At 59.5% G+C, this 22,540-nt stretch carries 16 protein-coding genes; 3 read left to right on the top strand and 13 right to left on the bottom strand.

What is annotated here, in order from left to right:
• Positions 1 to 123 precede the first annotated feature (123 nt).
• From msrB to VGI36_14945, 5 genes are all read right to left on the bottom strand, one after another.
• Positions 124 to 522 (bottom strand): peptide-methionine (R)-S-oxide reductase MsrB, encoded by a 399-nt coding sequence (gene msrB / locus VGI36_14965; GenBank protein HEY2486448.1) that lies wholly within the window; start codon positions 520 to 522, stop codon positions 124 to 126.
• Between the two features lie 17 nt (positions 523 to 539).
• The gene (locus VGI36_14960; protein HEY2486447.1) at positions 540 to 1,601 is read right to left on the bottom strand and encodes a phenylacetaldoxime dehydratase family protein; all 1,062 of its coding nucleotides are present in this window, start codon (positions 1,599 to 1,601) and stop codon (positions 540 to 542) included.
• Between the two features lie 65 nt (positions 1,602 to 1,666).
• Positions 1,667 to 3,169 carry an aldehyde dehydrogenase family protein gene (locus tag VGI36_14955; protein ID HEY2486446.1) on the bottom strand — a complete coding sequence of 501 codons (1,503 nt, stop codon included), beginning with the start codon at positions 3,167 to 3,169 and terminating at the stop codon, positions 1,667 to 1,669.
• Positions 3,170 to 3,198: 29 nt separating this feature from the next.
• Entirely contained in the window at positions 3,199 to 4,698 is a 1,500-nt protein-coding gene (locus tag VGI36_14950) for an aldehyde dehydrogenase family protein (protein ID HEY2486445.1), read from the bottom strand.
• 18 nt (positions 4,699 to 4,716) lie between these two features.
• The gene (locus VGI36_14945; GenBank protein HEY2486444.1) at positions 4,717 to 6,213 is read right to left on the bottom strand and encodes an aldehyde dehydrogenase family protein; all 1,497 of its coding nucleotides are present in this window, start codon (positions 6,211 to 6,213) and stop codon (positions 4,717 to 4,719) included.
• Positions 6,214 to 6,311: 98 nt separating this feature from the next.
• Between VGI36_14945 and VGI36_14940 the strand changes: the two genes are divergently transcribed.
• Positions 6,312 to 8,606 (top strand): xanthine dehydrogenase family protein molybdopterin-binding subunit, encoded by a 2,295-nt coding sequence (locus VGI36_14940; protein HEY2486443.1) that lies wholly within the window; start codon positions 6,312 to 6,314, stop codon positions 8,604 to 8,606.
• Between the two features lie 316 nt (positions 8,607 to 8,922).
• Here the strand turns inward: VGI36_14940 and VGI36_14935 are convergent, their stop codons facing one another.
• The 6 genes from VGI36_14935 to VGI36_14910 form a co-directional block, all read right to left on the bottom strand.
• Entirely contained in the window at positions 8,923 to 9,948 is a 1,026-nt protein-coding gene (locus tag VGI36_14935) for an LLM class flavin-dependent oxidoreductase (GenBank protein HEY2486442.1), read from the bottom strand.
• Between the two features lie 80 nt (positions 9,949 to 10,028).
• Complete coding sequence (locus VGI36_14930) at positions 10,029 to 10,781, bottom strand: glucose 1-dehydrogenase (GenBank protein HEY2486441.1); 753 nt, start codon at positions 10,779 to 10,781, stop codon at positions 10,029 to 10,031.
• 50 nt (positions 10,782 to 10,831) lie between these two features.
• A complete protein-coding gene (locus tag VGI36_14925; protein ID HEY2486440.1) occupies positions 10,832 to 11,383 on the bottom strand; it encodes a DUF417 family protein in 552 nt (183 codons plus the stop codon).
• 28 nt (positions 11,384 to 11,411) lie between these two features.
• Positions 11,412 to 11,903, bottom strand: coding sequence for a DUF417 family protein (locus VGI36_14920; protein ID HEY2486439.1), 492 nt, complete (start codon positions 11,901 to 11,903; stop codon positions 11,412 to 11,414).
• A 25-nt stretch (positions 11,904 to 11,928) separates the two neighbouring features.
• Positions 11,929 to 13,320: an FAD-dependent oxidoreductase gene (locus tag VGI36_14915; GenBank protein ID HEY2486438.1), complete on the bottom strand. Its 1,392-nt coding sequence runs from the start codon at positions 13,318 to 13,320 to the stop codon at positions 11,929 to 11,931.
• Positions 13,321 to 13,398: 78 nt separating this feature from the next.
• Complete coding sequence (locus VGI36_14910; GenBank protein HEY2486437.1) at positions 13,399 to 13,977, bottom strand: carboxymuconolactone decarboxylase family protein; 579 nt, start codon at positions 13,975 to 13,977, stop codon at positions 13,399 to 13,401.
• Between the two features lie 758 nt (positions 13,978 to 14,735).
• On the opposite strand from VGI36_14910, the gene VGI36_14905 reads away from it, so the two are divergent.
• Positions 14,736 to 17,138 carry a sigma 54-interacting transcriptional regulator gene (locus VGI36_14905; GenBank protein HEY2486436.1) on the top strand — a complete coding sequence of 801 codons (2,403 nt, stop codon included), beginning with the start codon at positions 14,736 to 14,738 and terminating at the stop codon, positions 17,136 to 17,138.
• A 183-nt stretch (positions 17,139 to 17,321) separates the two neighbouring features.
• Entirely contained in the window at positions 17,322 to 20,864 is a 3,543-nt protein-coding gene (locus tag VGI36_14900; protein ID HEY2486435.1) for an AAA family ATPase, read from the top strand.
• 101 nt (positions 20,865 to 20,965) lie between these two features.
• Here VGI36_14900 and dps read toward each other — a convergent pair whose 3' ends face one another.
• Positions 20,966 to 21,487, bottom strand: a complete 522-nt coding sequence (dps, locus tag VGI36_14895) for a DNA starvation/stationary phase protection protein Dps (GenBank protein ID HEY2486434.1) — start codon at positions 21,485 to 21,487, stop codon at positions 20,966 to 20,968.
• 3 nt (positions 21,488 to 21,490) lie between these two features.
• Entirely contained in the window at positions 21,491 to 22,534 is a 1,044-nt protein-coding gene (locus VGI36_14890; GenBank protein HEY2486433.1) for an aldo/keto reductase, read from the bottom strand.
• Positions 22,535 to 22,540 lie beyond the last annotated feature (6 nt).

The raw sequence follows: 22,540 nt of genomic DNA, 5'->3' as shown, positions 1-22,540 counted from the left end.
GTCAGCGCATTGTCGAAATCGCTCGAATTCCCAGTTAGTGGTCGGCGACGACGATAGCGTATATGAGAGTCGCGGAAAAAATGGTGCGATCCAGAGTGGAAAGCGAAATCTTGACGTGACCTCCTACTTTTTGGAATCGAATTTTAGCGAGGCCGAATTGATGCAGTAGCGGAGCCCCGTCGGTTTGGGTCCATCCTCGAAGACGTGGCCCAGATGCGCTTCGCATTTGGCGCACATGATCTCGGTCCGAATCATCCCGTGGCTGCTGTCGCGTGCCTCGATGATGCGCTCCTGAGCGGCCGGTTGGTAGAAGCTCGGCCAGCCGCACCCGGCGTCGAACTTGGTATCCGATTCGAACAGGATCTCGCCGCAGCAGACGCACCGATAGGAACCGGGTGTGGTGGTGTGCTCGTATTCGCCGCTGAAAGGGCGTTCGGTTGCCTTTTCGCGGGTCACGGCATATTGACTCGGCGTTAGTTGCCTTCGCCATTCAGCCTCGGTCTTGACGATTTTGTCAGCCACGTTTCCTCCGGAAGAAATCAAACTTCAATGCTAGGAAAATAGGGTAGCAGCCCGGTCTCTGGATGGCAGTTGAGGTATTCGAAAGTCTGGCCGACCGCGGGCAGCACCGAAACCTCGTGCCAGAGCTTGAGTTTCAGCGCTGAGCGATATTCACCCGCCATTTTCATGAAGTGCGTGAGTATGGCCAGATGCTTGGGATCAGTCGCCGCCCAGTGTTCCAGCTGCACGAGGCTCAGGAAGTAGCCGAGGCCAAAGGTCTTCGTGCGCGGCGCGCCTTCGCGACCTAGGTGCTGAGCGAAGCGCATCTCACAGCATCCGGTTTCATTCGGGGAGTCGCGCAGTGAATGCATCGCGTCGCGCAGCCTCGGCGCGACCGATTCACTATAAAAATTGAGCTGCGCGCCCGTGCATTCGGTCCAGTCTTGTCCCGAGCGGATGACCGCGAGATTTTGCGGCGCCTGAACGCGCAGGCGGCGGCCAGACGTCTCCGATGTGCCGAGGCGCGGTAGCGTTTCGCCATACGAGCTGATGAGGTCGTCGTCGGCAGATACCGCGAGGCGATCGCGCATGCTTCCCCAGTAGCCATGCTCACGGATGGGACCGACTGCTGGTCCACCGACCTTTGCCACTCCGATCTTGTAGTCAAAGGAGAAAATCGTCTCGAAGCGCTCGCATGGAACCACGAGGATCTCGCGAAAATGCCCGACATCCTCGCGCACTCGAGCCACGTCGCTCCACCATGATGCAAACCGAGCATGGTTCCATCGCTCGTAGCGCGCGGTATCGGTCCAGTATGCCACCGAGATCAGATTGCGCCGCCCGACACGATCGATATAGCTTGCGCTTTCAAAATTCGATGGTGCATCGTCGCCTTCGAAGAAATCGCACACGCGATGCGGATGCGGCCCGGTATCGCCCTTGGGAAGCTGCGTCCCGAAGTAGCCCATCACGACCGGATGCACTTGCGCATCGAAGCTCGCGGCCCACGCGGGGTCGGGCGGCGTCCAGTTCGGGGGCATCCGGCGTGGATTTCGCGAGAGCGCGAGGACCTCGCGGCTTCGGTCTGATCGAATGCTCACCGAAAATTCCCTTTAAAAAATGCAGGCGGCCCAATGGAGACCGCCTGCATCTCGAGAGCGCTTACTTAGAGCTTCACGTAAACCGACTTGACCTGCGAGTAGAGTTCCAGCGCATGCCTGCCCAGCTCTCGTCCGAAGCCCGACTGCTTGTAGCCGCCGAACGGCGAGATCGCATCGATCTGGTTGTAGCAATTGACCCACACGGTGCCCGCCTTCAACGCGCGCGCGACCTTATGCGCGCGGCCGATATCGCGCGTCCACACCGCCGCCGCGAGGCCGTATTCGGTGTCGTTACCCTGAAGGATCGCGTCGCTTTCATCCTTGAACGGAATCGCGGTCGCAACCGGGCCGAAGATTTCCTCGCGCGCAATCTTCATATTGTTGTTCACATCAGCAAACACCGTCGGCTTCACGAAGTAGCCTTTGCCGGTGCCTGGTTCACCACCCGCAGTTACCTTCGCGCCTTCTTTCTTGCCGACGTCGAGGTAGCTCTTCACGCGATCAAACTGCTCTTTCGATACGACCGGTCCCATCACGGTTTTCGGATCGAGGGGGTCACCGTACGACATCCCTTTGCTGAAGGTGGTGAGCTGATCGACGACGTCGTCATACATGTCCTTCTGCACGAAGATGCGGGTGCCGGCGCAGCAGACCTGGCCGGAGTTGAAGAACACCCCCATCATCGAAGTCGGAACGGCCTCCTTCATGTCGGCGTCGGGGAAGATGATGTTGGGCGACTTGCCGCCGAGCTCCAGCGACACGCGCTTGAGGTTGCCAGCAGAGGCCTTGAGGATGATCTTGCCGACCTCGGTCGAGCCTGTGAATGCGACCTTATCAACATCGGGATGCTCGGCGATCGAACTGCCCGCACCAGGACCGAATCCAGTGATGATATTGACCACGCCTTCGGCGAGCCCGGCTTCGAGGATCAACTCGCCCAGCCGCAGCGCGGTGAGCGGGGTTTGCTCGGCGGGCTTGAGCACAACAGTGTTTCCGCAGCATAGCGCAGGGCCAAGCTTCCACGCCGCCATCAGTAGGGGAAAATTCCACGGGATGATCTGCCCGCACACGCCGACCGGCTCGCGCAGCGTGTAGTTGAACATCGAAGGATCCGACGGATTGGTCTCGCCGTAGATCTTGGTGCACCATCCCGCGTAATAGCGGAACGTTTCCGCTGCGGCCGGGACGTCGAAGCCGCGCGAGAACGTCACGCCCTTGCCGTTATCCAGAGTTTCGAGTTCAGCGAGCTCGTCTGCATGCGAGTCGATCAGCTCCGCGATTTTGAGCAGATAGCGCGCGCGTTCGTGCGGGCCCATCGAACCCCACTTGCCATCGAGCGCCTTGCGCGCGGCCTTCACCGCCTCATCAACGTCGGCCTTGTCGCCCTCTGCGAGCAGCGCGAGCACCTCTTCGTTGGCCGGATTGATAGTCTCGAAGGTCTTGCCGGATTTCGCCGCCACCCATTTGCCATTGATGAGCAGTTGTTTCGGTTTACGGAGGAAATCTAGTACCGCATTCGTTTTGACTCCCGCCGCGGCTCTTTCGATCGATGGAACTGCTGCTGCCATAGTGAGCTCTCCTGTGCGCAGAACTGGCTTTACAGCTTCACATACACCGACTTGATCTGTGTGTACAGCTCGATGGAATGCTTGCCGAGCTCACGTCCGATGCCCGATTGCTTGTAGCCGCCGAACGGCGAGATCGGATCGATGTTGTTGTAGCAGTTCACCCACACCGTGCCGGCCTTTAGCGCACGCGCGACCTTATGTGCTCGAGATACGTCGTTGGTCCAAACTGCCGCCGCAAGCCCGTAAGTCGTATCGTTGCCCTGCAACACCGCATCGTTCTCGTCCTTGAATGGGATCACCGACGCGACCGGGCCGAAGATTTCCTCGCGTGCAATGCGCATATCATTTTTTACATTCGTGAAGATGGTCGGATCGACGAAGTAGCCCTTGCCGCCGCGCGCATCGCCACCCAGCTTCGGCTCTGCGCCTTCCTTCTTGCCGATCTCGAGGTAGCCTTTAACCCGTTCGAATTGCTCCTTCGACACTAGCGGTCCGATCATGGTCTTCGGATCCAGCGGATCACCAGCTTTGGCCTGCGCCGCCTGCTTGGTCAACTTGTCCACGAATTCATCGTGGAAGTCGCGCTGCACGAACACCCGGGTTCCCGCACAACACACCTGGCCGGACAGCATCGTGAAGCCGAACAGCGAGGTCGGGACACATTGCTCCATGTTGGCGTCGGCGAAAATGATGTTGGGGGATTTGCCGCCGAGCTCGAGTGACACCCGCTTCAGATTTCCCGCCGAGGCTTTAAGAATCAGCTTGCCAACCTCGGTTGAGCCGGTGAACGCGACCTTGTCGATGTCCGGATGCTCCGCGATTGAGGCGCCCGCGGTCTCGCCGAACCCGGTGATGATGTTAACCACGCCCTCCGGTATGCCTGCTTCGAGCAGCAACTCGCCGAGTCTCAGTGCGGTGAGCGGGGTCTGCTCCGCCGGCTTGATGATCGATACGTTGCCACAAGCGAGTGCGGGTGCGATTTTCCACGCGAACATCGCAATCGGCCCGTTCCACGGAATGATCTGGCCACACACGCCGACCGGCTCGCGCAGCGTGTAGTTGAACATCGAGGGATCGGACGGATTGGTCTCGCCGTAGATCTTTGTCGCCCATCCGGCGTAATAGCGGAAGGTGTCGGCGGCGCCGCTCGCCATCCCTTTGGCGAGCGAAATCGGCATTCCGTTATTGAGGCTTTCAAGCGTTCCGAGCTCGTCTGCGTGCTTCTCGACGAGATCCGCTATCCTGAGAAGATACTGCGCACGCTGATGCGGGCTGATAGTCGACCACTTGCCGTCGAGCGCCTTGCGCGCGGCCTTCACCGCCTCATCGACGTCGGCCTTGTCGCCTTCGGCCGCAAGCGCGAGCACTTCCTCATTGGCAGGATTGATGGTTTCGAAGGTCTTGCCGGACTTCGCCGCCACCCATTTGCCATTGATGAGTAGTTGTTTCGGTTTGCGAAGAAAATCCAATACCGCATTCGATTTGATTCCCGCTGCTGCTCTTTCGATCGATGGGACTGCTGCTGCCATGTGCGTGCCTCCCGATGCCTAAAGTTTTACGTAAACCGATTTGATTTGGGTGAAGAGGTCGATGACGTGGCGGCCGCCCTCGCGCCCGAAGCCCGACTGCTTGTAGCCGCCGAACGGCATCGCGACGTCGCTCGCGCCGTAGTTGTTGACCCACACCGTGCCGGCCTTGAGCGCGCGCGCCACGCGATGCGCCCGTGAAATGTCGCGCGTCCATACGGCAGCTGCAAGACCGTAGGTGGTGTCGTTGCCCTGGAAAATCGCGTCGTTCTCGTCCTTAAATGGAATCGCCGCGGCGACCGGGCCGAAGATCTCCTCGCGTGCGATTTTCATCCTGTTATCGACGTCAGCGAACACAGTGGGCTTGATGAAGTAGCCTTTGCCGCTGACGCTTTCGCCGCCGATGGTGATGCGCGCGCCTTCCTTCTTGCCGATGTTCAGGTAGTTGTTGACGTGGTCGAATTGCTCCCTGGAAACCAGCGGTCCCAACCGTGTATCCGGGCTCAGCGGATCGCCGACCGTCATCGCGGCCGACGCCTTGGTAAGTTTGTCGACAAATCCGTCATACTGATCCTTGTGCACGAAGATGCGCGTGCCGGCAACGCACACCTGGCCCGAATTGAAGAACACGCCGTTGACCGCAGTGCGCACGGCCGCGTCCATATCCGCGTCGGGCAGCACGATGTTCGGCGATTTGCCGCCCAGCTCGAGCGATACTCGCTTCAGATTTCCTGCCGACGCCTGCAGGATCAGCTTTCCGACTTCGGTCGAGCCGGTGAAGCTGACCTTGTCGATATCGGGATGCTCCGCGATCGAGCTGCCCGCTCCGGGACCGAACCCAGTGACCACGTTGACCACGCCCTCGGGAATGCCCGCTTCGAGGAGAATCTCGCCGAGCCGCAGCGCAGTGAGCGGAGTCTGTTCTGCCGGCTTGAGCACCATCGTGTTGCCGCATGCGAGTGCGGGCGCGACCTTCTGCACTGCCATCAAGAGTGGAAAATTCCACGGCACGATGAGGCCGCACACTCCCATCGGCTCGCGCAGCGTATAATTGAACATCGAAGGATCGGAGGGATTGGTCTCGCCGTAAATCTTGGTCGGCCATCCCGCGAAGTAGCGGAACTGTGCCGCGGCGCCGCGCACGTCGATGTTTTTGGCCTGCACCACCGGCTTACCGTTATCGAGGCTCTCCAGCATCGCCAGCTCGTCGGCATACTTGTCGATGAGGTCCGCAATCTTGAGTAGCATCCGGCCGCGCTCGTGCGGGCTCACTGCGGACCACTTGCCCTCGAGCGCCTTGCGCGCGGCTTTCACCGCCTCATCAACGTCGGCCTTGTCGCCCTCGGCGACGTGGCACAGGACAGCCTCGGTCGCGGGATTGATGCTTTCGAAGGTTTTGGCGGATTTGGCGGGAACCCATTTGCCGCCGATCAGCAGTTTCTTGGGCGAATCCTTGATGAACTCGGGAATCGCGGTTTTCGATGCGGTTGCTTCGGATACAGTCTGCGCAGTCGCCATATGGTTTGCTCCTCTTTATCTTGGGGGAACGGGTGCCATTATACGGGCGGAATGCCCGTATAGTTGCATAGCGTCAGATAAGTCTGCTACCCCAAAATATGCCTTCCAACGAGACCCGTTCCTTTCGCGTAATCGGCACTCGCCCAATTCGCCACGATGGCGTCGATAAGGTTACCGGGCGCGCCAAGTACGGCGCCGACTACGCGTTCCCAGGCATGTTGCATGGCAAGGTGCTGCGCTCGCCACATGCTCACGCACGAATCAAATCGATAGACTGCGATGCGGCACGCGCCCTGCCCGGCGTGTTCGCCGTGATTACCAGCGCCGATCTTCCCGTTGCGAGCGACAAAACACAGGACCTTGGCGAAGGCGCGGTCAATACCAGATATCTCTCGATGAACATCCTCGCACACGACAAGGTGCTGTATGACGGCCATGCGGTCGCCGCGGTTGCGGCGATCAATACGCACGTCGCCGAGCAGGCGCTGAAGCTGATCAAGGTCGATTACGAGGTTCTTTCCCCGGCGATGAACGTCGAGGACGCGATGGCTACGGACGCGCCAATCATCCTGCCCGAGCTCCGCAACAAGGAAGACGGGCCCGCGAAGGAAACCAATGTCGCGAACCATTTGCGTTTCACGCGCGGAACGCTCGCGGACGGGTTCACCGCCGCCGATTTCGTAGTCGAGCGCGAGTTCAACACCGCGATGGTCCATCAGGGCTACATTGAGCCGCATAACGCAGTGGGCATCTACGGGGCCGACGGTCACGCGACGATCTATTGCTCCACGCAAGGAACGTTCGCCGTGCGATCACTCACCGCCCAGATCGTTCGAATGCCCGAGGGCAGCATTCGCGTCGTACCTGCCGAAATCGGCGGCGGCTTCGGCGGCAAGCTGACGGTCTACCTGGAGCCGCTCGCGGTGCTGCTTTCAAAGAAGACCGGACGACCGGTGAAGATGGTGATGACGCGCGGTGAGGTATTGCGCGCGACGGGCCCGACCTCGGGCTCCAAAATCAAATGCAAAATGGGCGCGACGCGCGACGGCGAGCTGGTCGCCGCGGAAATCTGGATGGCCTACGAGGCGGGCGCGTTTCCTGGTTCGCCGGTCGGCGCGGGCGCAATGACGATGATCGGCTCCTATGAGATTCCAAATTTTGTCATCGATGCGTACGACGTCATCGTCAATCGTCCAAAGACCGCGGCCTATCGCGCGCCGGGCGCCAGCAACGCAGCCTTCGCGACCGAAACCATCATTGATGAGCTCGCCGAGCGATGCGGCATTGATCGTATCGAGTTCCGCCTGATGAACGCAGTCAAGGAAGGCAGCGCGCAAACCGCCGGTCCGCCATACAAGAAGGTCGGCTTCATCGAAACGCTGAATGCGATCAAGAACAGCGAACACTATCGCGCGCCACTGGGCGGTCCAAGTCGCGGGCGCGGCGTTGCAGCGGGCTTCTGGTTCAACGCAGGCATGCAATCGTCAGCGGTCGTAAACATCCATGCAGACGGCACCGCGAGCGTCATTACGGGATCCGTCGATGTCGGCGGTTCACGCGCTTCGATGGCGATGATCGCGGCGGAAGTGCTCGGCCTGGGCATCGATCAGGTGCGCCCAATGGTCGGCGACACCGACAGCATCGGCCACACCGACGTGACCGGCGGCAGCCGCACCACGCTCGCAAGCGGACAGGCGGTTTACGAAGCCGCGCATGATGCGCTGCGGCAGCTGAAAGCACGCGCAGCCATCTTATGGGAGAAGAAGCCGGAGGAAGTTGAATTCGCCGACGGGACGTTTCGCGCCGATGGCGAAGGTATCGAGCCGATGTCCGTCGCGCAGCTCGCGCGCAAACTTGCTCGCACCGGCGGTCCGGTCGCTGGGCGCGCAAGCGTTAACGCACGCAATGTCGGACCCGGATTCGCGGTCACGGTGGTCGATGTGGAGGTCGACCCTGACACGGGCAAAGTACGCCTGCTCCGCGCCACCATCGCGCAGGACGCCGGCAAGGCGATTCATCCGAGCTACGTCGAGGGTCAAATGCAGGGCGGAACTGCGCAAGGCCTTGGCTGGGCACTCAACGAGGAATACGTGTACGACCGCAACGGCGTGCTGCGAAACACGGGTTTGCTCGATTATAGGATGCCGACCTGCCTCGATGTGCCGATGATCGAAACCCTGGTGGTTGAGGTCGCGAATCCGGCTCATTCGCTGGGCATTCGCGGGGTCGGAGAAGTGTCGATCGTGCCGCCGCCCGCTGCGGCCGCGAATGCCATCTATAACGCGATCTGCGTTCGGATGAAGGAGCTGCCGATGTCGCCGCCGCGGATCCTCAAGGCGTTGCTCGAGCATCGTGCGCTTGAGCAGGGGATGCAGAGCGTCGCGGCAGATTGATGAAAGCGATCATCAGGCTCTTGCCTAAAGGTACGCGCGACGTAATTCCTTCGGCTCCCCGCGCTTCATTGGCGTGCCCTCCCTCATACTATCGATGCGTGGCGTGCGGGAGACCATTTCGGGTAAGCCTCATCCCACCGCATCGGCGGCCCGACAATCGAAAACAATGTCGCGGTTTCATCACCTAGACGAATTGCTAAACCAAGGGCACAGAGAATTCAGTTAGAGCGCTTTCATTGCTTTTATATCGTCGAGCAGGATTCGTTCGTGACGATCCACATGGGCTTACCTTCGCTCAGTCACTTGGCAGGTGGGTTTAGCGAAAAGCCGGGATCACCTTGGACGCAAACAGCTCAAGATGCGTTTGTGCCCATCGCGGCGGCAGCCCAGGAGGTAGCGTCCATGAATAGAAATGGGTGATGGGCACGGCCTCGGCGAAGGTCCGAATCAATTCGACGGCGGCGTCAGGAGCAACGACCTGGAGCAGCCCGCTTTTGCGCAGCTGTTCGTGATCATGCAAATGCTCGGAAAGCGGACTGAGCCCAGCCGCAGACAGCCACTTCGAGTAGTTGTTGGCCTGATAGATTACGTGATCGGCGGCTTCGGCGAAGGTTTTTTCCGGATCATTGGACACGATTAGGCACCAGACAGCGCTGGCGAACCGAATACTGTCGGTGGGTCGATTCTGCTTCTTCAACTCCGCGATATATTGGTCGTATACCTCTCGCGTCGCACCTGGCACCGTAAAACCATCGCCGTAGCGAGCGGCGCGTCGCAGTGCAGGAGGAGTGAAGCCGCCAAGCCAGATCGGTGGATGAGGTTTCTGGATCGGCTCGGGCGTTACCCGGATGTTTTTGAAATCGAAGAATTCGCTCTTGAAAGTGACGCTCTGTCCGTTGAGAAGGCGGCGAATAATTTCGAGCGCCTGGTTGGTTCGCGCTCCGCGTTCCTTGAAGGGCACGCCGAAGCCTTCGAACTCCTCATGTTTGAAACCGACGCCGACACCTAGCTCGAACCGGCCTCCGGAGATGACATCTACTACCGCAATATCCTCGGCAAGCCGCACCGGATTGTGAAACGGCATAAGCAGGACTCCGGATGAGATACGGATCCGTTTGGTGCGGGCAGCCACCGCCGCGGCTAGTGGCAAAATCGAGGGCAGATAGCCGTCCTCAATGAAGTGATGCTCCGACAACCAAACGTCGTCGAAGCCGTGGTTCTCTCCCCAGGCGATCTGATCCAAGGTCTCGGCGTAGAGCCGGTCGGTGGGCTGCCGCCACTGAGTTGGATTGCGGAAGTCGTACCAAAGACCAAAGCGTATCTTTCGATTGCCCTTATCCATAAATCTTCTCTTTCCTTGCGAATTCGGCTCTTTGAAGCGTTGGCCTTCCTCCTCAGTGTTCGACGACACTCAGCGAAGCCTCAATGCAAGCCACCGGAAGCGCTGATTCGTTCACCCGTCAGCCACGCCGCATCCTCTGAGGCCAGAAAAACGATGACTGGCGCGATCTCCTCCGGCTTGCCGAATCTAGGAGCCAGCGGCGTGGACGCGGCACCCAATTTTCCCGCCTCGCTGCCCACAAAGCCACTTTCTCGGTTGCCTTCGGTATCGACCAGCCCCGGCGCAACGCAATTGACCCGGATATTTCGTGGGCCGAGTTCCTTGGCGAGTGCCATGGTCAGGGTGTCGAGAGCCCCCTTGGTCGCAGAATAGAGCGAGGAATCGGGGACGGGATTTTCGCTGGCAATGGATGTGACATTGATGATGCTGCCGCCGCGCGACGGGAAGTGTTTCAGCACCTCCTGGATCGCGAGGATCGGTCCCAGGACGTTGGTATCAAACTCGCGGTGGAATTCTTCTTCGGTAATAGCTTCCAAAGGCTCGAACTTGAAAACGCCGGCATTGTTAACAAGAACATCTACGCAGCCGAATGTTCTCCTAGTGTATTCGAACAACCGCTTTACGTCAGCCGCTTTGGAGACGTCTGCTTGAATCGCGATCGCCTTGCCACCTTCTCGTGTGATCTCGGATACAACGCGTTCAGCACTCTCTCTTCCCGAGGAGTAATTGACTGCAATTGCAGCGCCTTCAGCGGCGAGTGCCTTTGCCGCGGCCGCTCCGATTCCTTTGGAGGCACCAGTTACTATTGCGACTTTGCCATCCAGTTTTTTCATCGCGTGAATCTTTCCACTGTTTAATCCGATGGAGTGTTGGACTCGGCCTTCTACACGACTTTCCTCAGGGTTTCCGAGCCAAGCGACACTTCGGTTGTTGTTACGGAAGCATTCGTCTCTCGTGCGAGCGAGAGTCTCAGCAAATCTTGCTTCAGCAGATAGAAGGACACCGCCAGAAGAACGACATCCTTCATCAGGAATGCCACGTTGCCCTGCATTGCCGGGAATCCGCCGGCCGAGGCGTTCCAGCCATCAGGCATGAAGGGAATAATCGTCACGGTGGATACAAACGAACCGATTCCACCGAGCGCACCGAGAACACCGGCGGTCTTGTTCCAGTAGCCCGCGAACAAGAGTGCACCAAACAGCCATTCCGAAACGCCCAGGAACCAGCTAGCACCCGTGATTCCGAAAACCGGGTACATCCAGAAGATGAGCGGTCCATTACTGATGAAGGGGATTAGCGTCTTGGCTTCATACGCAAACCATTTCTGATATCCGAAAAGCGCGAATATGAGCACCATCGAGGCGCGGACCAGATGATAGTCGAGGTCACTCCGCAGGATTCCGAATCGATCGCACAGCTTGATTAGGTATTTCATTGTCTCTCCTTTCATCGAATAACAGTTGTCACGCCCGAATCGCTTTGATCGATTCGCCCAACGACCATACTGCTGCGCCGAACAGCACGATGTCTTTCAGCAGGAACTGTCCGGGCATGGCCGACAGGGCGGGGAAACCTAGAGTGGGTTCCCAGCCGGGAGTCGTGAAGAGAAAAGAAAGGGTGGTCGCGAACAGCCCAATCGCCAGAAGGCTGCCGGCCGCTGATGCCTTGGGGGAGACATACCGCAGGCCAAGCAGTACGGCGGTCGCGATTTCGATGCATCCGAGCACCGCCGAGAATGATCGAATGCTGAGGAAATCGTACATCCAGCTGACGAATGGACTGTGCGCGACCAACGGCTGAATGCCCATCGCCTCGTAGGCCGTGAACTTCATCGCGCCGATCCACCCGAGCACCACGATCAGACCCCAGCGGACTATCTCCCTGCCGACATCCTCGATAGCAACCGGTTCAACCGCGGTTCGGGCGCTTACTATTCCTACTGAGCTGGAGCTCATGACTTTCTCCTTTTGCCGGCCTGAGTCATCGGCTAGGAACTCTCGCCAATAGAAGACTCAACCCTTCCGAAATCGTGGGGTGTGCGAGAATTGCGTCGCGCAAAACCGTGTACGGCAGGTGACCGAGCATCGCCGTCTGCATCGCGACCATCAGCTCGCTTGCCTCGATACCGAAAGCGGTAAAGCCGAGAATCTCGTCGCTGTTCTTCGCGACCAGCACCTTCAGCAGTCCGCGCGGCTCAGACACGGTCCTGGTACGTAGAATTTCGGCCATCGGCATCTTCGCCAGTCGATACTCGACGCCGTCGCGGCGTGCTTCGGACTCATTTTTCCCGACCCGCGCGAGTTCCGGATCGGTGAACATGCAGAACGGGATGAGACGCCTTGCCTTGGTGCGGTTTCCGCCATTCAGATGGGCCAGAACGATTTGAAAGTCATCGACGGAGACGTGAGTGTACTGCGGACTGCCTGCGCATTCGCCCATCGCCCAGACATTCTCGCTGGTGGTGAGCAAGTATTCGTTGACTTTGACGTAGCCGCGCTCATCGAGTTGGACGCCGGACTTGTCCAAGCCGAGTCCTTCAGTGTTTGGTGTCCGGCCGGTGGCGACAAGAATGTCAGTCCCGTCGATAACCCGTCGGCTCTGGGCATCTTCGATGTGGACCCGAATTCGACGGCCAGAGTTTCCTTCCACCTGGCCGACGCTGGTCCCCAGTAACACCTCGATTCCTTCATCGACGAACAGATCCTTCAGGGCATTGCCGATATCCGGATCCTCCCGGCTGGCGATCTGAGAACCTCTTTCGATCACTGTCACGCGTGAGCCGAATCGGCGAAACGCCTGCGACAGCTCCAGACCAACATATCCGCCCCCCAGCACAATTAGGTGTTCTGGCAACCGAGCGAGATCTAGTGCCTCCACATGGGTCATGGGCTTCGCTTCGGTCAGCCCGGGAATCGCCGGTATGGCGGCGTGCGTACCCACGTCGACAAACACCCGGTCGCCGGAGATGGTTTTCTTGCCGCCGTCCCTAAGATCGACTTCGACCGTGCGAGGACCGACAAAGCGCGCTTCGCCGCGGAACAGCTCAGCTCCGCTGGCCATCGTCTGGTTGAGGTGGAACTCCTGCAGGCCTTCCACCATCAACCGTTTGCGCCGCTGGACGCTCTCCATGTCGATGCTCAACGAATTGAAATTGAGCCCGAACTCGGCCCCTCGTTTGGCGAGGGAAGCAACTCTCGCGGACTGAATGATGTTTTTGCTGGGCAGGCAGGCGACGTTCGGACAGGCTCCCCCCAGAGGTCCGCGTTCGACCACGGCAGTACGATGGCCTGCGCCAGCCAGAGTCCAGGTCAGCAGCTTACCTGCGGCCCCGCTGCCAAGGACAAGGTTTTCATACTTTTCAACCTCGGGCATCGGTCATTCTCCTTAGAAACAATCATTGCTGGGGCACAGGAAGCCATGTTCGAGTCGTTACTTGAGTGAACGGAGGTGTTACGTCTCCGATTCTTCCGCGGCACCCAAGGCTTTTGCTTCCGGGAAATCGATCGCCGTGCGCGCGACATGGTTTATGTAGTTGGTGAAGATGTTTAGCGCGATGTTGGCGACCGTCTCGACGAGCTCCCCGTCGGTCAGACCCGCAGCCCTGGCGCGTTGGAGCTCCGCGTCGCTGACCTCACCTCGCTGAACGATGATGATTCGCGCGAGCTTCAGAACCGCATCGGTGCGACGATCCGCTGCCCTGGCGCGGATCGCGTCTGCGATTTCCTCGGTGGAAAGCCCGGCCTTCTCACCCAGAAACGCGTGTGCGCTGCGACAGTACGGACAGAGATTGCTTTCGGCCACTGCCAGGGCGATTTGCTCGCGCATTTTGTTGTCGAGCGCTCCGCCGGCCAGCGCCTCACTGAAATTGAGATAACCCTCCAGCGCCACCGGTGCATTCGCGAGGACGCGAAACAGATTTGGAATCAGGCCGAGTTTCGTCCGCACTCGTCCAAGCAATCGCTTGGTTTTTTCGCTGGCACGCTCCGGATCGATTTGCGGGATACGGCTCTGCTGGGTGGTGGGGTTCACTGATTCCTCTTCTGTCGCACTCATGAGAGGATAGAGAAACATGTTCCATGCCAGTCGGCGGATTTCGCAAAACGGCGGAAATAGAGAAGATTCCCTCGAACAACGTCGGGAGCCGGCTTACGAAAGATCGGAAAATTACGATTAGTCGTTGCTGATCGAAGGCTCACCCGATTGACGCATCATCCGATGAACCTCGACCTGATATCTGCTGATGGGAGTGGACAGACCTCGGTTCGCCCGAACCATCGGTAACGATGGCGTGCGACGAAGTGGTAACACGCGTCACGAACTCGCCGCGGAATGATCCGTAGGAAGGCGATCCAGGACCAGGGCGGAGCAAGCCGACGAAAGATCTCGAGGACGGCATCAGACTCCGCGTAAATCGCGCTATCGTCGATTAAAATCACGCTGGGCAAATCGCTAGTGTTTCTCATGTAATCCGGGACTAGGGCCTGGCCGGTGGGTGTCTGCTGGGCGGCGAAGTGGAAAATTCCGTTCGGATCGCGGCGGATAATGAATCTCACCCAGCCGTTGCACAGATTGCAGACCCCGTCGAAAAGGATAAGCGGCGTTCGCACCCGATCACCATTTGGTTCGCTGGCCTACCTCAAAGGAACATATTTCGTGCCATGCGCGTTTGCCCGACGCCAGGCAAAGGAAGAACATCTGGAGGACAACTGCACAGCGCCGAAAGAGATACTGGTTGATGATGGCCAAGTGCCCGCCACAGAAATGGGCACCTGGTCGGCCTTGAGGTCATGACAATCGAGCCCCTCAAGAACGAGGCCGAGCGCTTGCGTGCGCTCCGACGGTACCAGATCCTCGACACCCCACCCGAGCCGGCTTTCGATCGCATCGCCGAAATGGCGGCAAATTTCTTCCACGTGCCGATGGCCGGCGTGAGCCTGGTCGACGAAGACCGCGTATGGTTCAAGTCGAGAGTCGGCATTGACTTCGACCAGACAGCGCGCGATGCCGGGTTATGTTCCTCAGCAATGCTCTCGCAAGGGGTTTATTACCTGAACGACGCTGCGCACGACGAGCGCGCGCTCGGTCACTCGTTCGTTTTGGATCTCGGCATCCGTTTCTATGCGGCTGCTCCGCTGCGCAGCCTCGATGGCTTCAATCTTGGAACCGTGTGGGTCCTCGACCAGAAGCCGCGCGAATTGGCAGCGGGCGAGGCAGAGATGCTCAGGGCTTTGGCCGCACTCGCCACGAATCAGATGGAACTGCGGCTTTACGCGCAGGACGTCGCCCGGCTCGAACGCGTCCAGCGAACGATCGCCGAGGGGGTCGAGGCTGAAATCGGCGACCGTTTCTTCTCATCGCTGGCTCGCAGTCTCGCCCAGGCGTTGGAGGTGGGATACGCCTTTGTCACCCGGCTTTCCGATGACGGCACACGTTTCAAGATACTTGCCATGTGGGAGCGTGATCACTTCGGGAGCAACGGCGAACTTCCGCTCAAGGGAACGCCATGCGAGAGCGTGCTCCACGGAGAAGTCGCTCACTACTCTGATGATTTGCGTGCACGCTTTCCCAACGATGGTTTGGTTCAGCGCTGGGGTGCGCAGAGCTATTCCGGGGTGCCCGTACTAGATGCGCGGGGCCGCGTTTTTGGTCACGTCGCGATTTTTGACGATAAGCCGATGCCTGATGGTCCGCGCGGCATTGACGTGATGCGGATCTTCGCGGCGCGCGTGCGCGCCGAGGTCGAACGATTGCGAATAGAGTCGGCTCTCCGCGAGTCGAACCAACGACTGGCTTTTAGCGAGGAACAATTCCGCGATCTGTTTGAGGAAGCCCCCATCGCCTACGTCCATCAGGCTGTCGACACGCGCATTCTTCGAGCCAATCACACGGCGATGGAGATCCTCGGCGTCAAGCCCGATGAGATAGTGGGTTTGCTCGGGACCTCGTTTTTCCCTGATACGCCAGAGGCTCAACGTCGCCTGCACGAGGCGCTCCCGTTGCTGGCCAGCGGAACCGACGAAAAGGGAGTGGTCCTCGAATTGCGGCGGAGGGACGATGGCAGACCATTGTGGGTCCGATGGTGGTGCAAGCCGGAGCCGACCGGCACCTATACACGCAGCATGTTCATGGACATCACCGAACGGGTCTTGATGGAGCAAGAGAAGGCGCGGCTCGAGGCGCAGAACACCTACCTGCTCGACGAGATCCGCGCAGAACAGAACTTTGGCGACATCGTCGGGGGAAGTTCTGGCCTGAAAAAAGTCACGGAGCAGGTCGGTTTAGTTGCACCAACCGATGCTACGGTTCTGATCACAGGAGAGAGTGGCACGGGAAAGGAGCTCGTCGCGCGTGCCATCCACGAGCGCAGCGCAAGAAGCGAGCACCCGCTGGTCAAATTGAACTGCAGCGCGGTACCCGAAGGTCTTTTTGAGAGCGAGTTCTTCGGGCACGTGAAAGGTGCGTTCACCGGTGCGCTCAAGGACAAGCCGGGACGTTTTGAACTTGCGAATGGGGGCACGCTGTTCCTGGACGAAATCGGTGAAGTACCGCTCGCGATGCAGGCCAAACTGCTTCGGGTGTTGCAGGAGCAGGAATTGGAGCGAGTGGGCGATACGCGTACGCGAAAGGTTAATGTGCGAGTCATCGCCGCATCCAATCGGGACCTGAAGAAGGAAGTCGACGAGGCTCGGTTTCGCCGAGACCTTTTCTATCGTTTGAGCGTGTTTCCCATCGAAGTCCCGCCGTTAAGAGATCGCCTCAAGGACATTGGGCGGCTCGCGGCCCATTTCATCCGTCAAAGCACGCGGCGGATGAATCGCCCTGAACCACAACTCACTAAGACGGCACTGGATCAGCTTGCCTCTTATGATTGGCCTGGCAATGTGCGTGAGCTTCAGAACACGATAGAGCGCGCCATCATTCTGTGGAGCGAAGGACCGCTGACCTTCGATCTCCCCTCTGCGCGTACGAGCAAGCCTACCGAAGGGCAAGAGAAGCCGCTAACGAAAGCCTCGCTCCCCACACGAGACGAATTAAAGCGGCAGGAACGGGAAGCCATCATAAACGCCTTGAAGCAGACCAACGGGAAAGTCTCAGGGCCCGGTGGTGCCGCAGAATTACTCGGTATGAAACCGACCACCCTGGCCTCCCGCATCTCTGCGCTCGATGTAGATCGGAGGAAACTCAATTGAATCAGTAGTCTTTCGTCGACGGCAGCGCCGAGACAGCGACATCTTCTGGACACATGCAGGGCATCATCGGAGAATTCTCGCATAGCCGGCCCGCGCGACTACGAGTGGGGCTTTTTCGAGATCTCCCTGATGTTGTTGGTCGCGATTGAGTTGCAGAGTTCGCCACGATGCATTCGCTGCAAGATGGCAAGCAAAGATGAAATCTCCCACGCCTCGGTAGCCTCCACTCGCGGACCCGAAGGCACCGCAGTGCAACGTCACGGAGTCTTTTCCAAGGAAGGCGACTTCTGGCGGGTTGGATTCGAGAACGATTCCTTTACTCTCAGGCATAGCAAGGGACTGTCGTATCTCGCGCAGCTGCTTCGTTTTCCGGGCAGGGAGTTTCACGCCCAAGATCTGATTCACGGGATCGGCGGCGATTCCGATGATACTTCGGTTCGACCAGGCTCCTCGCTCCCTCGCGGGGAAGACGCACTCGCAGCCGCCGGACTTCACACGGGAGACCTAGGCGATGCGGGTGAAATGCTCGATGATCAAGCAAAGGCGCAGTACCGACGCCGCCTGGAGGAACTCCGCGACGAGCTCAAGGAGGCCAAGAGTCTCGGAAATGTGGCGCGAGCCGAGCAGGCCGAGTCGGAAATCGAGGCGCTCACTGCCGAGCTCTCGCGTGCGGTCGGTCTTGGGGGCCGCAACCGTAAGGCGGCTTCTGCCTCTGAACGCGCTCGCCAGAGCGTAACTCACGCAATCAAATCGGCGCTGGATCGGATCGAAGAGAATCACCACGAATTAGGCGCCGTTCTCTTGCGCCGTATCAGCACAGGCATCTTTTGTGCCTACTATCCGGATCCTGCCATACCACTTGTCTGGGAGTTCGGCGCATCCAGCACGCAGCATCGTGCGAGCAACCCGGATCCCGCAATCGCCCACCTTGCCGTCTCGGGTGTCCGGAGTCTGGACTCCCTCCGCCCGCCGATCGCAGCGGCGTCAGCGAGGAACCGGACAGAAATTGTGGGGCGGGAAGCGGAACTGTCGCGACTCTGGAACGCGGCGGAAAGTGCACTCCTCGGTCACGGTTCATTCGTGCTTGTGGGCGGGGGGCCGGGAGTCGGGAAAACGAGGCTTTCGCTGGAATTTCTTGCGCAAGCGTCGAGTCGTGGTTTCGCGTGCCTGAACGGCCGGTGCTACGAGCGCGACGAACCACACCCCCTGATGCCTTTCGTGGAGGTCATCGAGGGGGCATTGGCCCAGGCTTCAAGCGTGGAGCAGTTTCGCAGCGTGGCGGCGGACGATGCAGCTGAACTTGCGCAGATCGCGCCCGCATTGCGGCGAGTGTTCCCTGATCTTCCGACCCCGGCTGAACTTCCGACCCAACAGCAACGGCGTCATCTGTTTCAAGGCTTGTTCGATTTCATCGCGCGAAGCTCGCGCAACCAGCCCCTGTTGCTGCTCTTGGACGACATTCACTGGGCCGATGAATCGACGCTGGCGATGCTGGGCTTTCTCGCCCGGCGTGTCGAGCATGTACCAGTCCTGGTCGTAGCCAACTATCGCGACGAGGGCCTCGATGCGACCCGTCCACTGAATCGGACGCTGGAGGAGTTGATCCGGCTTGGAGTCGATCCGATCAAACTCGCAGGCCTCCACAGGGAGAGCGTGAGGGAGATGCTGGTCAGTCTCAGCGGCCGACATCCACCAGACCACTTGGTCACGCTGATCTTTGAAGAAACCCAGGGAAATCCCTTCTTCGTCGAGGAAGTGTTCCGTCACCTGGTCGAAGAGGGAAAGATCTACGGCGAGGCAGGAGATTTTCGCGAGAGCTTCGGCAGCGACGATCTGACCGTGCCGGAAAACATCCGCCTTGTCTTGGGTCGCAGGCTCGACCGCCTAAGCGAAGATGCGCGAGAAGTCCTTTCCGCGGCGTCGGTGATCGGCCGAAGTTTCAATTTCGTCCTGCTCGAGGCGGTGCTGGATCGGATGGATCCGGACGCGCTCTTCGACGGGCTGGAGGAAGCGGAGCATACAGGTTTCATAACCTCGAGTTCGCAGGGACCCGAAGCCCCGTTTGCTTTTTCCCACGAGCTCGTACGACAGACCTTGTTGGCCGGAATATCGCTGCCGCGCCAGCAGCGTTTGCATCTGAAGATCGCGCTGGCGATGGAAAAGGTGTTCGCCGCGCGTATCGAGGAGCATGCCGCGGAGATTGCCTACCACCTGGTCAAGAGCGGTCCCTATATAGATGCGGGGAAGGCTATGTCCTACCTATCTGTCACCGGGCAGATCCTGCTTAGAGCAGGTGCGCTGGAGGACGCGCGGCTTACTCTGGTCAAGGCGCTTCAATATCAGTCGCCCGATCCGGTCATGCATGCACGAACCCTGGCCGATCTGGCGGGGGCAGAACGGGGCCTCGGAGACTGGAATGCGGCGACCTCCCATCTTCAGGAAGCTATAGGACTGTACCTGGGGTCGGGCGACCTGAGATCGGTCGGCAGAATCGTCTTCGAAATGGTGGAGAGCCTTGCATGGACAGGTCGCTTCGATGCAGCGGCAGAGATCGCCGAACGCGGTCTCAACCATCTGCGCAGCAAGGATGAAGATGCCTATCGCTATCGCCTGCTGGCCGCGCTTGGGTACATCCAAGCAGCGCGCGGTGCAATCGAGCCCGCGCGACGGGCCTTTGACGAGGTAGTTGCGTCGCCGGCAGCATCGCCCTTTCTAGCAAGGGTCCTGGCCTATCGGTCCGTCTGCAGTAGCAACTTTCTTCAACTCGGACCAGCGCTGGAGGATTCCCGCAGAAGCGTGGAAATGAGCAATGCTCAGAGCTCGCCCTGGACGCACGCGCTCGCGCTCTCAATCGAGATGCGCGCGCTCTACCAGATGGGCAAACCGGACCAGGCGCTGAAGATTGCGATTGAACTGGAGCCGCTGGCGAGAAGCGTAGGACAACTTGCCGCCTTGACATTCTGTATTTCGATCCGGGCGTGGGCAGAATTCGGCCGCTTCCCTGATTTGGCGATGCTCGGCCGGAGAATCCGTGATGATCTCGCATTGAATCGCGCCGCATCGCTGTCGTTGTTTATCGCCCAGTCGCTGGCGCAGGTGAGCCTGGTCGAATTCCTGGCGGGAAACTGGGACACCGCGCGATCGCTGGCAGAGGAAGCGTGCAACTGTGAAGTGCACAGGGCCTTCGCGGGGTTCGGCCCTTCCATGCTGCTCCGACTTGCGGGTTATTCAGGTGAACGGGACCGGGCTGTGGAATTGGCAGACGAGACCCGGCCGCGTCTTCCAATACCAAGGACGGCAAACACAATCGGCGCATGGTTACTCCTGATAGGAACGATCGAAGGTTTGGCGATGATCGGAGAACGCGGCCGAACCGCGGAACTCTACCCGCTGGTTCGTGAGCTGCTCGAGTCCGGTGTAAAGTGCACGGCGTTGGAAATCCGTTTTCCGGAGACGGTCGCGGGAATTGCCGCGGGCGCAGCCGGAGACTGGAAGCGCGCAGAGCAGCATTTCCTGGCCGCCCGGAAACAAGCGCTCGAACTACCGCATCACCTCGAGGAAGCTGAAGTGCGGCGATTCCACGCGATGATGCTGATCGATCGCGCGGCGAACGGCGATCGCGAGAGGGCGCGGCAATTGCTCGGCGAAGCCCTCGTCACCTACACGCGTATCGGGATGCCCCGCCATGTCGAGTTGACGCGCAAGTTACTCGACCAATCGGCCTAATTTGGACAGAGAGGCGCCGGCGCCCCTGCGGCACTCCGTAGCGGGAGGAGAGCTACGATGAGCTTGAGACGCCGGCCCCTAACACTTGCACGCTTGAGCCCTCAACCCAGGTGCGCTTCGACGAACCACAGGTACTTGTCGATGCCTCGCGAGATCTCGGTGAAGATGTCGGCCGTATCCTTGTCGCCGAGTTCGTCGCTCTCATCGATTGCCGTGCGTGCGCTCTTGCCGTACGCGGCGAGTGCGGAAGAGAGAGCTTCAACGTGACCTCGTTGAGCGGAGATGGCTACTGGGTATGGTGTCAGAGTCGTGCGCTGAGCCGCGACCTGAACCGTGCCTTCCGCAGCGCCGCCCAGTTGCACGACGCGCTCGGCGATCAGGTCCATGTACTCCTCCGCCGAGTCTACGATTTCATCGAACAGCTTGTGCAGCGCGATGAAAGAGGGACCTTTCACGTTCCAGTGCGCCTCTTTCGCCTGATGCATCAGATCCACGCTGTCCGCCAGGCGCGCATTGAGGAGCTCGACTAGCGTGCCGCGAGTCTTCTCGGGGATGTCATTTTTGGTCTTGTACATTTTACTCCTCCTGCATTGCTGGTTCGGTGTCTGACCCTTGATCTTCATATCTCACTGCATCGCCCCGGCTGCGATAGCGGTCTCTTTCTGCTCGCCCACGAAGCGCGCGCTTCGCGACGGCGGCGCCATGAATTCCGCACCGCCCGGGTCCGATATAGTTTCGCGCAGGATGCGGTCGATTTGGGCGAGTGCACCATTTTGGATCGACCATCCCATGACCTGGTCGATTGGTTCCAACTGATCGGGCCGGCGCGCGCCCCACAACGCCGCGGTGACGCCGAGCTGATCGAGCACCCAGCGGAGCGCGAGATGGATGACGCGCTTGCCGAAGTTGTCGCGGGCGAAGCGATCCAGGCGCTCAACCGCGGACAGGTACTGTCGATAGCGCGCGCCCTGGAACTTGGGATCGGTACTGCGCAGGTCGTCATCCGCAAAACGTGTGTCAGGCTTCATTCGCCCGCTTAGCAAGCCGCGGCAAATTGGTCCGTATGCGAACGCCGAGATGCCGTGCCAGGCGCAATAGGGAAGGACGACTTTCTCGCTCTCCCGCTCGAAAAGGTTGAAGGGGGGTTGCGCGATGTGGATACGAGCGACCTGGCGAAATTCGTGCATCTGTTCGCGCGAGAAGTTGCTCACTCCGATCGCACGAATCTTGCCCTGCTCCAAAAGCTTGAGCATCGCCTCCGCGGTCTCCGCAATCGGGGTTGCGGGATCAGGCCAATGCACCTGGTAGATGTCGATGCGATCGGTGCGCAACCGGCGCAACGAGGCCTCGACCTCGGCCACAATGCGCAATCGGCGCGAGTCCCGAAACGGCTGACCAGCGCGCCAATCCAGGCCGACCTTGGTCGCCAGCACCACGCGATCGCGTGCCCCGCTCTCCTGTATGGCGCGGCCGACCAGTTCTTCGGCATGGCCGAAGCCATAGACCGGAGCGGTATCGATCAGGTTGATACCGTGATCCAAAGCGGACCGTATGGTGCGAACGGCCTCATCGTCGTCCGAACCACCCCACATCCATCCGCCGATAGACCAGGTGCCCAGTCCAATTCGAGAGACCGACAAATCGGTTCCGGCGATTTTTGCGAATTCCATCTTAAG

The organism is Candidatus Binataceae bacterium, assembly GCA_036495685.1.
In the GTDB taxonomy this organism is placed as follows: Bacteria; Desulfobacterota; Binatia; order Binatales; family Binataceae; genus JAFAHS01.
This window is presented reverse-complemented; position numbering and strand designations above follow the sequence as displayed.

Excerpts from the sequence above, each read along its gene's own strand:
- VGI36_14955 (HEY2486446.1), bottom strand. The coding sequence starts at position 3,169 with ATGGCAGCAGCAGTTCCATCGATCGAAAGAGCCGCGGCGGGAGTCAAA.
- VGI36_14950 (HEY2486445.1), bottom strand. The coding sequence starts at position 4,698 with ATGGCAGCAGCAGTCCCATCGATCGAAAGAGCAGCAGCGGGAATCAAA.
- VGI36_14945 (HEY2486444.1), bottom strand. The coding sequence starts at position 6,213 with ATGGCGACTGCGCAGACTGTATCCGAAGCAACCGCATCGAAAACCGCG.
- VGI36_14940 (HEY2486443.1), top strand. The coding sequence starts at position 6,312 with ATGCCTTCCAACGAGACCCGTTCCTTTCGCGTAATCGGCACTCGCCCA.
- VGI36_14935 (HEY2486442.1), bottom strand. The coding sequence starts at position 9,948 with ATGGATAAGGGCAATCGAAAGATACGCTTTGGTCTTTGGTACGACTTC.
- VGI36_14930 (HEY2486441.1), bottom strand. The coding sequence starts at position 10,781 with ATGAAAAAACTGGATGGCAAAGTCGCAATAGTAACTGGTGCCTCCAAA.
- VGI36_14925 (HEY2486440.1), bottom strand. The coding sequence starts at position 11,383 with ATGAAATACCTAATCAAGCTGTGCGATCGATTCGGAATCCTGCGGAGT.
- VGI36_14920 (HEY2486439.1), bottom strand. The coding sequence starts at position 11,903 with ATGAGCTCCAGCTCAGTAGGAATAGTAAGCGCCCGAACCGCGGTTGAA.
- VGI36_14915 (HEY2486438.1), bottom strand. The coding sequence starts at position 13,320 with ATGCCCGAGGTTGAAAAGTATGAAAACCTTGTCCTTGGCAGCGGGGCC.
- VGI36_14905 (HEY2486436.1), top strand. The coding sequence starts at position 14,736 with ATGACAATCGAGCCCCTCAAGAACGAGGCCGAGCGCTTGCGTGCGCTC.
- VGI36_14900 (HEY2486435.1), top strand. The coding sequence starts at position 17,322 with ATGGCAAGCAAAGATGAAATCTCCCACGCCTCGGTAGCCTCCACTCGC.
- dps (HEY2486434.1), bottom strand. The coding sequence starts at position 21,487 with ATGAAGATCAAGGGTCAGACACCGAACCAGCAATGCAGGAGGAGTAAA.
- VGI36_14890 (HEY2486433.1), bottom strand. The coding sequence starts at position 22,534 with ATGGAATTCGCAAAAATCGCCGGAACCGATTTGTCGGTCTCTCGAATT.